The sequence below is a fragment of the Kineosporia rhizophila genome, assembly GCF_021277265.1.
Lineage (GTDB): Bacteria > Actinomycetota > Actinomycetes > Actinomycetales > Kineosporiaceae > Kineosporia > Kineosporia rhizophila.
In genome coordinates this window covers 18659-29098 of sequence record NZ_JAJSOH010000053.1, presented here as the reverse complement: position 1 = coordinate 29098, position 10440 = coordinate 18659, and the positions used below count along the sequence as shown (strand labels likewise).

7 protein-coding genes are annotated in these 10440 nt (G+C 70.8%); 5 read left to right on the top strand and 2 right to left on the bottom strand.

The annotated features are described in order from the left end of the window. Positions 1-124 precede the first annotated feature (124 nt). Complete coding sequence (hrpB, locus tag LWF15_RS35040; protein WP_232815312.1) at positions 125-2170, top strand: ATP-dependent helicase HrpB; 2046 nt, start codon at positions 125-127, stop codon at positions 2168-2170. 42 nt (positions 2171-2212) lie between these two features. Next, positions 2213-4291: a HelD family protein gene (locus LWF15_RS35035; RefSeq protein ID WP_232815311.1), complete on the top strand. Its 2079-nt coding sequence runs from the start codon at positions 2213-2215 to the stop codon at positions 4289-4291. Between the two features lie 10 nt (positions 4292-4301). On the opposite strand, the gene LWF15_RS35030 is transcribed toward LWF15_RS35035, so the two are convergent. After that, entirely contained in the window at positions 4302-5003 is a 702-nt protein-coding gene (locus LWF15_RS35030) for a TetR/AcrR family transcriptional regulator (protein ID WP_232815310.1), read from the bottom strand. Positions 5004-5136: 133 nt separating this feature from the next. On the opposite strand from LWF15_RS35030, the gene LWF15_RS35025 reads away from it, so the two are divergent. Both LWF15_RS35025 and ggt read left to right on the top strand, forming a co-directional pair. Then, positions 5137-6564, top strand: coding sequence for an MFS transporter (locus LWF15_RS35025; RefSeq protein WP_232815309.1), 1428 nt, complete (start codon positions 5137-5139; stop codon positions 6562-6564). 190 nt (positions 6565-6754) lie between these two features. After that, the gene (gene ggt, locus LWF15_RS35020) at positions 6755-8749 is read left to right on the top strand and encodes a gamma-glutamyltransferase (RefSeq protein WP_232815308.1); all 1995 of its coding nucleotides are present in this window, start codon (positions 6755-6757) and stop codon (positions 8747-8749) included. An 11-nt stretch (positions 8750-8760) separates the two neighbouring features. On the opposite strand, the gene LWF15_RS35015 is transcribed toward ggt, so the two are convergent. Next, complete coding sequence (locus tag LWF15_RS35015) at positions 8761-9069, bottom strand: ArsR/SmtB family transcription factor (RefSeq protein ID WP_232815307.1); 309 nt, start codon at positions 9067-9069, stop codon at positions 8761-8763. Between the two features lie 101 nt (positions 9070-9170). Between LWF15_RS35015 and LWF15_RS35010 the strand changes: the two genes are divergently transcribed. Next, positions 9171-10397, top strand: a complete 1227-nt coding sequence (locus LWF15_RS35010) for an MFS transporter (protein ID WP_232815306.1) — start codon at positions 9171-9173, stop codon at positions 10395-10397. The last annotated feature ends 43 nt before the right edge of the window (positions 10398-10440 follow it).

Sequence of the window (10440 nt, the reverse complement as noted above, 5' to 3'; positions counted from 1 at the left end):
CGGCAGCTCCGGCAGCTCCGGCAGCTCCGGCAGCTCCGGCAGCTCCGGCAGCTCCGGCAGCTCCACAGGCTCCACAGGCTCCACAGGCTCCACAGGCTCCGAAGACTTGCTCAGCTCCGGCGGCTTGCTCGACTCAGGTGACCTGCTCGACGCCGGTGACCTGCTCGGCTCCACTAGCCCCGCCGCATCGGCACCGGTGATTGGCGCCGACGCTCCGCTGTATCCCGTTGAACCCGTCTGGTGTCCCCCCACCGGCCCCGTCGACCCGCCACACGGCCTTCGGGTCGACCCCCGCCTGCTCGACCACGTGGCCTCGGTGGTGCGGCGGGCGCTGGGCGAGGCCCAGGGGGACGTGCTGGTCTTCCTGCCGGGGGCGGGTGAGATCGAGGGAGTGGCCCGGCGGCTGAGTGGCGTTCAGGTGCAACGGCTGCACGGACGGCTCAGCGCCCGCGATCAGGATGCCGTGCTGAGGCCGGGCGCGGTCGGGGCTGCGCGGCGGGTGGTGCTGGCCACGTCCGTGGCCGAGAGCAGCCTGACCGTGCCGGGCGTGCGGATCGTGGTGGATGCCGGTCTGGCCCGCGTACCCCGTACCGACCTGGCGCGTGGGCTGAGTGGACTGGCCACGGTGCGGGTGTCTCGTTCGTCGGCTCACCAGAGGGCCGGGCGGGCCGGGCGGGAGGCTCCCGGGCGCGTCTACCGTTGCTGGTCGGCCGCCGATCATGAGCGTCTGGCGGCCCACCCGGAGCCCGAGGTGGCCATTGCCGACCTCACTGGTTTCGCCCTGTCGCTGGCGGTCTGGGGTACACCTGATCCGGCCGGGCTGCCGCTGCCGTCGCAGCCCCCGGCCTCTGCGCTGACCGTCGCTCAGCAGACGCTGCGGGCGTTGGGAGCGATCGATACAAATGGACGAGTGACGCGCCGAGGCGCTCGGCTCACGTCAGCGGGGGTGCACCCTAGGTTGGCCAGGGCACTGCTCGACGGAGCGGAGTTGGTCGGGCCCCGACGGACGGCGGAGATCGTGGCGTTGCTCGCCGACGATTCGCTGGGCGGGGGTACGGACGATCTGGCGGCCGCACTGCGCCGCCTGCGGAGTGGGGACGGGGCGTCCGGACGTTGGCGGGACGAGGTACGGCGTTTGCAGGCTGCGATTCCGGTCGAGCAGTCGTCGGGATCGACGGCCCGCGTGTCCGACGATCTGGCCGCGGGCATCGTCATTGGTCTGGCTTTTCCCGAACGTATCGCCCGGTTGCGCCGCACCGGCGGCTATCTCATGTCTGGAGGTACCGGGGCCGAGCTCTCCCCCGGCTCGGGGCTGACCGGCATCGGATGGCTCGCGGTCGCGGTGGCTCAGCGGCAGGCCGGGGCACAGTCGGCGCGCATCCGGATGGCTGCGGCGATCGACGAGAGCACGGCCATGGAAGTGGGCGAAGAGCTCCTGCGCACCCAGGACGAGGTGGTCTGGCTGAAGGGAGACGTGGTGGCCCGGCAGCGCGATCTGCTGGGGGCGATCGTGCTGGCCGAGCGGCCGCTCAAGAATCCGGCGCCGCACCTGGTGCACGCAGCTCTGCAGGAGGGCCTACGGAAGGAGGGGCTGGGTCTGCTGCGGTGGACGCCGGCCGCCCAGAAGCTACGGGCTCGGCTGGCCCTGCTGCACCGCGCCTTCGCAGCGTCGGGCTCGTGGCCGGACGTCTCGGACGCAGCTCTGCTGGCCCGCGCCGAGGAATGGCTGACCACTGCCCGCAACCGTGCCGACCTCCAGCGCATCGACCTGGTGCAGGCGCTGCGCCTCCTTCTCGATCACCGAGCCATCACCCAACTGGACGAACTCGCGCCGGAGCGGATCGACGTCCCTAGTGGTTCGACCGTGACCCTCACCTACTCCACCGACGTGAGCGACCCATCCGACCCCGTCCTTGCTGTGAAGCTCCAAGAGGTTTTCGGTTGGCCCGCAGTGCCGCGCATTGCCGGCGGACGCGTGCCGATCGTCCTTCATCTGCTCTCGCCCGCCGGGCGGCCCCTGGCCGTTACGTCCGATCTGGAGTCGTTCTGGCAGAACGCCTATCCGGGGGTAAGGGCCGAGATGCGGGGGCGCTACCCGAAGCACCCCTGGCCTGACGACCCGGCCTCGGCGGTGGCCACGAAACGCACCAAGAACGCGGCGCGGCGTTAATTCGTTCGACGGTTCCGGGCCCGAAGAGTAACGTAGCCCCTTGTGTCTGCTGCGATTGATGACGTCCTCGGCTCGGAGCAGGAGTATCTCGCCCGGGCCCGCGCCGACCTCGAAACCATGCGGCAGCAGGTGCTTTCGCTCGATGTGCAGGGCGGTAACGCGGTCTCCGCGGAGTACCTGAGCGCAGCTCTCTACCACCGGGCACAGGCCCTGATCGACGATCCGGGCACCACCCTGTTCTTCGGCCGGACCGACCACGACGACGGCAACCGCTGGTACATCGGCCGCCGGCACGTGGCGGACCCGAACGGCGACCCGGTGGTGATCGACTGGCGGGCTAGCGTGGCCACCGCCTTCTACCAGGCCAGTCGCAACGACCGGATGGGCGTGCTCCGGCGCCGCCGGTTCGGCATCGAGCACGGTTCGATCACCGCCTACGAGGACGAGCAGCTCAGCGAACAGCTCAGCGACCAGTCCGAGACAAAGAGCCAGATCCTGGCCCACGAGATCGAACGACCGCGCGCCGGGCCGATGCGCGACATCGTCGCCACCATCCAGCCCGAGCAGGACGTCATCGTCCGGGCCGACCTGGACACGTCGGTCTGTATCCAAGGAGCGCCGGGCACCGGTAAGACCGCCGTGGGCCTGCACCGCGCGGCCTGGCTGCTGTACGCGTTCCGCGAGCGCCTGGCCCGTTCCGGCGTGCTGGTGGTGGGGCCCAACGAGTCGTTCCTGGAGCACGTGAACGCGGTGCTGCCCAGCCTGGGAGAGGCACAGGTTCGGCACGCGACGGTCGAGCAGCTCGTGGTCACCTCACCGGGCGGGGCCGAGACCCTGCTCACCGTCAAGGGTTCCGACACCCCTCAGGTCGCCGGGCTGAAGGGCGATGCCCGGATGGCCGAGGTGCTGCGGCGGGCGGTCTGGTCCGGAGTGGTCCGGCCCACTGAGTCGATGATCCTTCCCCGCGGGGCGCACCGCTGGCGGGTGCCGGCGTATCAGCTGGCCGAGATCGTCGAGGAGTTGCAGAACCGCGGCGTGCGCTACTCGGCCGCCAAGGACATGCTGCCGCAGCGTATTGCACACGCCGTGCTGGTCCTGATGGAAGAGGCCGGCGACTCCCCGGACGACCGGGTGCAGGATTCGGTGGCGCGCAGCCGCGAGGTGAAGAAGTACGCCGACTCGGTGTGGCCCACTGTGGATCCGAAGAAGCTTCTGCACTCGTTGTTCTCGGATCCTGAGGTGCTGGCCCGGCACGCCGAGGGCATTCTCACCGCCGAGGAGCAGAAGCTGCTGCTGTGGGAGAAGCCCTCCCGCACGGCCGGTTCGGCGAAGTGGAGCTCGGCCGACGCGGTACTGCTGGACGAGCTGACCGACCTCACCCGCCGCTCGGCCAGTATGGGGCACGTGGTGCTGGACGAGGCGCAGGACCTTTCGCCGATGCAGCTGCGGGCCGTCGGGCGGCGCTGCTCCACCGGTTCGATGACGGTGCTCGGCGACATCGCGCAGGGCACCACGCCCTGGGCCACCCCCTCGTGGGAGGTGACGCTGGAGCACCTGGGGCAGAGCGGCGCCGTGATCGACGAGCTCGACCGCGGATTCCGCGTGCCCGACGCGGTGATCCGGTACGCGGCCAGACTGCTGCCCAGCATCGCCCCGGGACTGAACGCACCGACGTCCGTTCGTGATTCGCCCGGCAGCCTGCAGATCGTGACCAGCGAGTCGGCCGCGCAGCGGTGGCCCGACGTGCTCACCGCCGTGCGCCGCTGCCTGGACGAGCTCGGCTCGATCGGGTTGATCGTGCCCGACTCGCTGGTGCCGACCGCGGCCGAGGAGCTGCGCGAGGCCGGGATCGAGCACTCGGTGCTCGGCCCGCACGGCAGCGAGCTCGACGCTCCGGCCGACGAGAACGCTGATCCACTGAGCATCCGGGTCAGCGTCGTGCCCGCCACCACGGCCAAGGGTCTGGAGTACGACTGGGTGGTCGTGCTCGAACCCACCCGGATCGCCGCCGAGGAACCGGACGAGCGCACCGGTCTGCGCCGGTTGTACGTGGTGCTGACCCGTGCCGTCACCGGGCTCACGGTGGTGCACCACGAGCCCCTGCCGGACGTCCTGGCCTGAGCGTTTCTGCCTACGGGCGGGCCAGTTTCGCGGCCCGGGCCCGGATGCCCTCGATCAGGATGTCCAGGCCCAGGTCGCGGTAGCCGGCCTCGTCGACCGGCCTGTCCACCAGGTCCTCGGCACAGATGATGATGTTCGGGTAGCGCTCCGGGGCCAGCGTCTGCAGCACCGCCTTCTTCTGCCGGGTGCGCAGGGCGATCTCCTCCTCGCTGTCGCGCAGCGCCCGCTCCCCCGGTTCCATCGTGACCAGGACGACCAGGTTGTGCAGCGCCTGCACCCCGATCGTGGCCATCTCGGTGCGGCTGAAACCGCCGTCGCGCAGGGCCGAGAAGGCGAACTCGCCGATGTTCAGCCCGGCCGAGGAGCCCAGGAACCGCTTGTGCACCAGGTCGGCGACCTCGGGGTGCCGGCTGAGGGCCTCGAGGATCGCGGCGAAGCAGTCGTGCAGCCGCACGTCCCACGCGGGCGTGTCGCCGGCCGGGTACGAGGGCAGCACGACCTCCTCGAGCACCTGCTCGATCACCCCGTCGAGCAGCACGTCCTTGTCCTTGAAGTGCCAGTAGAGGGCCATCGGGGTGACGCCGTGGTCGGTGGCCAGGCGACGGATCGTGACCGCGTCCAGCCCCTCGCGGTCGGCCAGGGCCAGCGCCGAGGTCACGATCGCCTCCCGGCTCAGCCGTTCCTTGGACGCCGCACTCCGCTTACCAGCCACGTTCTCGACTGTACCTCGTACAGGGCGAGTACAGGACGAGTACGGGCCGGGGCTTGCGAGACGCCTCCTGTACGCGGTACATGTATGTCGTACATGTACGCCGTACAGTCCTTCTTCGAGAGGTAGCGACGCCATGAGGCGTAGTCCCTGGTCGACCCTCACCGTGCTGGCCCTGGCCCAGTTCATGGTGGTTCTCGACGTCACGATCGTGAACGTCGCCCTGCCCGACCTGCAGGCCGATCTCGGCTTCTCCGTGGACAACCTGCAGTGGGTGGTCAGTGCCTACGTGCTCGCGTTCGGCGGATTCCTGCTGCTCGGCGGGCGGGCCGCCGACCTGATCGGCCGGCGGCGGCTGTTCATGGCCGGTCTGGCCCTGTTCGGCGTGGCCTCGCTGGCCGGTGGCCTGGCCGACTCGCAGGGCATGCTGATCGCCTTCCGCGCCGTGCAGGGTCTGGGCGGCGCAATGCTCTCTCCCGCAGCGCTTTCCATTCTGACCGTGACCTTCGCCCCGGGCCGCGACCGCAACATCGCCCTGGGCATCTGGGGTGGTCTGGCCGGACTGGGCGGCACGCTCGGCGTGGTCGCCGGTGGCTTCCTGGTGGACGGCGCGAGCTGGCGCTGGGTGTTCTTCGTGAATGTTCCGATCACCGTGCTGGTGGTGGCCCTGACGCCGTTCATCGTGCGGGAGAGCAAGGCCGAGAGCACCGGAACTGCGCGCACTTTCGACGCTCTCGGGGCGATCCTGGCCACCACTGGCGTGCTCGCCCTGATCTACGGGGTGATCCGGGCCGAGACGCTGGGCTGGTCCGACGTCGAGGTGATGGGTTCCCTGGCCGCCGCGGTGGTGCTGCTGGCCGGTTTCGTCTTCGCCGAGTCGCGTTCGGCCGACCCGCTGGTGCCGCTGCGGATGTTCCGCTCCCGCTCGCTGAGCGCGTCCACCGTCGCCCTCGGGCTCAACGGCGCGGCTTTCACCTCGATGTTCTTCCTGGCCGCGATCTTCCTGCAGCAGGTGCGGGGCGAGTCGGCGATCCAGACCGGCATGCAGTTCCTGCCGATGGGCCTGGCCGCGATCGTCGGGGCGATGTCGGCCTCCAGCGTGGTCACCCGGATCGGTACCCGCCCGGTGCACCTGGCGGGTGCGGCGATGAGCGTGGGCGGTCTGCTGCTGCTCACCGGCGCAGGCGCTTCCGGCTCGTACGTGGTCGAACTGCTGCCCGGGTTCCTGCTCTTCGGCTTCGGCATCATGTGGGTCGGTGTGCCGGGCCAGATCTCGGCGGTCTCGGAGGTCTCGCACGCCGATGCCGGAACCGCCTCCGGACTGGTGTCGGCGGGCTACCAGGTCGGCGGTGTGCTCGGTCTGGCGGTGGTGAACACGCTGTCGACGTCGCTGGCCGAGAGCCGTCTGACGGAGGGGGCCAGCCCGCAGGAGGCCCTGGTCGACGCCTTCCACCGCGGCCTGCTGATCGCCGCAGTGCTGGCCGCCGTGAACATCGGGATGGCACTGATCGCCCGGCAGCGGGTGCCGGACGCCGAGGAACTGAACGAGGCCGTGCCGGTCTGAAGATCGAATTGAGGACGGTTGCGGTCGCCTCAGCGGTGATCGCGACCGTCCGTCGAGTCTCGAGTCGGGTCTCGAGCCGGGTTCCGAACCCCTACGGAAAAGTTGTCCACAGCCCTCTCCGGCCCGGCGCCGAATCCGGATAACATGCCTGAATCCGTGCTCCGCCGGAGCCCCGAGCCAGGGAGAGCCGATGCCACGCCGGTCCCGACCGTCCTTGCCCGAAGCCGCCCGGCCGAGTGCACGTCGCGGTCGCACCCGTGGCCTGGCCGTGCTCGGAGCGCTCGCGGTCTGCGCCCCGCTGGCCACCTCGGCCTCTGCAGCTTCTGCGGCGAGCCCGGTTGAGCCCACCAGTGGGCCCACCGCGGCCCCGGCCCTGGGCACGGTCACCGGTCTCACTGCGCCGGAGAGCACGATCGCCGGCGCCACCGTGCCGGCCACAGCGCAGGATCCGACCCCGCCGGAGAAGCAGGCGGAGGCGATCGGCTACGGCGGCGCCGTCTCCTCGGTCGATCCGTATGCCACCAAGGTCGGGCTCGAGGTGCTGCGCAAGGGCGGTAACGCGGCCGACGCGGCGATCGCCACGGCGGCGGCGCTGGGCGTCACCGAGCCCTACTCGGCCGGCATCGGCGGTGGCGGGTTCCTGGTCTACTACAGCGCCAAGTCCAAGAAGGTCACCACCATCGACGGGCGCGAGACGGCGCCGAAGAGCTTCAGCCCCACGGTCTTCCAGAAAGAAGACGGCACCCCGCTCGACTTCGCCACGGTGGTCAGCTCGGGCCTGTCGGTCGGCGTCCCGGGCACTCCCGCGCTGTGGCACAAGGCCGCCGGCAAGCTCGGCAGCCGCAGCCTGAACGAACTGCTCGCCCCCGCCCAGAAGCTGGCCGAGCAGGGCTTCGTGGTCGACGAGACGTTCCACTCCCAGACCGCCACCAACGCCCAGCGCTTCGCCAAGTTCCCCGCCACCGCCGCGTTGTTCCTGCCCGGCGGCAAGGCGCCCGAGATCGGCGACACCTTCCGCAACCCCGACCTGGCCAAGGCCTACGGCGTCCTCCGCAGCCAGGGGGTCAAGGCGCTCTACCAGGGCGAACTCGGCAAGGCCGTGGTGCAGACGGCGCGGGCGCCGCAGACCACCGACGGCTCGCAGGTCCTCGCCGGGCAGATCACCGCCAACGACCTGAAGGCCTACCAAGCGCTCACCCGCCGGCCCACCGTCGGCAAGTACAAGAACCTCTCGGTCTACGGCATGCCCACCCCCTCGTCCGGCGGGATCGCGGTCGGCGAGGCGCTGAACCTGCTCGAGGCCTACCCGGGCAAGCCGCTGAGCAAGCAGTCCGACGTGCAGTACCTGCACCGCCTGGCCGAGGCCTCGGCCACCGCCTTCGCCGACCGCAACCGCTGGGTCGGTGACTTCGGCGGCACGCCCACGCAGCAGCTGCTCTCCCAGGGCTTCGCCGACGAGCGCGCCTGCCAGCTGTTCGACGAGCAGAAGGCCGCCACCCGCCCGGTCCCGTTCGGCCGGCCCGACGGCCGCTACGGCGACTGCGAGCTGCCGTTCGTGAAGCAGGAGGCGCCCCGCGACGACCACGGCACCACCCATCTCACGGTGGCCGACAAGTGGGGCAACGTCGCGGCCTACACGCTGACCATCGAGCAGACCGGCGGCTCGGGCATCACCGTGCCCGGCTACGGCTTCCTGCTCAACAACGAGCTCACCGACTTCAACTTCGCCCCGCTCACCGCCGGGGTGCCCGACCCCAACCTGCCGGGCCCGGGCAAGCGACCGCGCTCGTCGATGGCCCCGACCATCATCACCAAGGGCGGCAAGCCCTACCTGGCCCTCGGCTCCCCCGGCGGCGCCACGATCATCACCACGGTGCTCCAGGTGGCCACCGGCACGCTCGACCGCAAGCTCTCCCTGGTCGACGCCATCGCCGCGCCGCGTCTGTCCTCGCGGAACGGGGCCACGAGCGACGCCGAGCCCGGTATCACGGGTGGGGAGCTGGGCCCGGCGCTGACCGGGCTGGGGCACTCGCTGAAAGAGACGGCGGAGATCGGCGCGGCCACGGGTATCCAGTTCCTGCCGGGCAAGCGCCTCGTCGCGGCGGCGGAGCCGACGCGGCGTGGGGGTGGCTCCGCTGCGGTGGTCAGCGAGAAACCGGTCAAAGAAAAAGCCGGGCGCAAGTAGCGCGCCCGTTCTCAGCCCGCCAGAACTGCGTTCAGCAGGCCGGGCCAGCGCTGGTCCAGGTCGGCGCGCCGGAGCGAGAGCTGGCGTTCGCGGCCGGCCTGCACCGAATACGTGACCCCCGCCTCGCGCAGCACTTTCAGATGGTGCGAGCGGGTCGACTTCGGCATCTCCGGGCCCACCGAGGCACACACCAGTGGCGGCTCCCCCGTCTCCCACCGGGCGAGCTGGCCCACGATCTCCAGGCGCACCGGGTCACTCAGGGCGAAGAGCACCGCGGGCAGGTTCAGGTCCGCGACATCGGGGTGCTCGAACGTGGTCATGACGTCAGCGTAGTCCGGATCGACCCATCGTTCGACAATTGCCGAACGATGGGCCTACCCTGCAACGGTTCCATTGTCTTCGAACCGTCAGGTGGAGTCCGATGATCACGCAGTCCCGCCGGGCAGCCGGGTTCTGGCTCGTCGCCGTGACCGCGGTGGTGTTCCTCGCCGCAGCCAGCGCCCCTTCCCCGCTGTACGTCGTCTACCAGCAGGAATGGGACTTCGGGGCGCTCATGCTCACCGTGGTGTTCGCGGTCTACGCGGCGGTGCTGCTGCTCACCCTGCTCGTGGTCGGCGGTCTGTCCGACTTCGTCGGCCGCCGGCCGGTCATCGTCGCGGCGATCGCCCTGGAGATCGCTTCGCTGGCCGTCTTCCTGGTGGCCGACGACGTGGCCGACCTGATCGTCGGGCGCGGGCTGCAGGGCCTGGCCACGGGGGTGGGCCTGGGCGCGCTCAGCGCCGCGATCTCCGACCTGGCCCCGCCCGAGCGTCCGTCACTGGCGGCCGGGCTCAACGTCGCCTCCCCCACCTTCGGCCTGGCCTCCGGGGCCCTGCTGTCCGGCCTGCTGGTGCAGTTCGCCCCGATGCCCCGCACGCTGGTCTTCGACGTGCTCACGATCCTGCTCATCGTGCTGCTGGCCGCCTGCGCCGTGGTGCTCCCGGCCCCGTCCGAGCGTCGTCCGGGCGCCCTGGCCAGCCTGCGTCCCACTGCCTCGGTCCCGCCGGCCGCCCGCCGGGCCTTCCGCAACGCCCTGCCGGTGCTGATCGCGACCTGGTCGATCGGCGGACTGGTGCTCTCGCTCGGCGGTTCTCTCGCCGTCGGGGTCTTCGGGGTGGACAACCACGTGATCGGCGGGATCGTGGTCACGGCGATGGCCGGCTCGGGATCGCTGGCCGCCTTCCTCGCCCGAGCCCGGCCGGCCCGGGCCACCATGCTGTCGTCCTCGGTCGTGCTGGTGGCCGGCATGACGACGGTGCTGCTCGCGGTCACCGTGACCTCGCTGCCCCTGTTCTTCACCGGTCTGGTGATCACCGGCTACGGCTTCGGGGCCGGTTTCGTGGGCGCCCTCGGCTCGGTGGCCCAGCTGGCCCGGCCGCAGGAACGGGCCGAGCTCCTGTCCGCCGTGTTCGTGCCCAGCTACGGCGCTTTCGGTGGGGCTGCCGTGATCGCCGGGCTGGCCGTGCCGCAGTTCGGCCTGAAGCCCACCACGATGGTGTTCGGGGTGGTGGTGATCGCCCTGGCCCTGCTCGCCATCGCGGCCGAACTGACCGTTCGGCGACAGGAGTCGACTCACGAGGTGCCCGCGCTCGCAGTCGATCGCGGATAAAGACGCGGAAAGCGCCCCCTCGAAGGCCCGGAACGGCCAATAC

Coding starts and splice junctions, on each gene's coding strand:
- LWF15_RS35010 (WP_232815306.1), top strand. CDS start 9,171: ATGATCACGCAGTCCCGCCGGGCAGCCGGGTTCTGGCTCGTCGCCGTG.
- ggt (WP_232815308.1), top strand. CDS start 6,755: ATGCCACGCCGGTCCCGACCGTCCTTGCCCGAAGCCGCCCGGCCGAGT.
- LWF15_RS35015 (WP_232815307.1), bottom strand. CDS start 9,069: ATGACCACGTTCGAGCACCCCGATGTCGCGGACCTGAACCTGCCCGCG.
- LWF15_RS35025 (WP_232815309.1), top strand. CDS start 5,137: ATGAGGCGTAGTCCCTGGTCGACCCTCACCGTGCTGGCCCTGGCCCAG.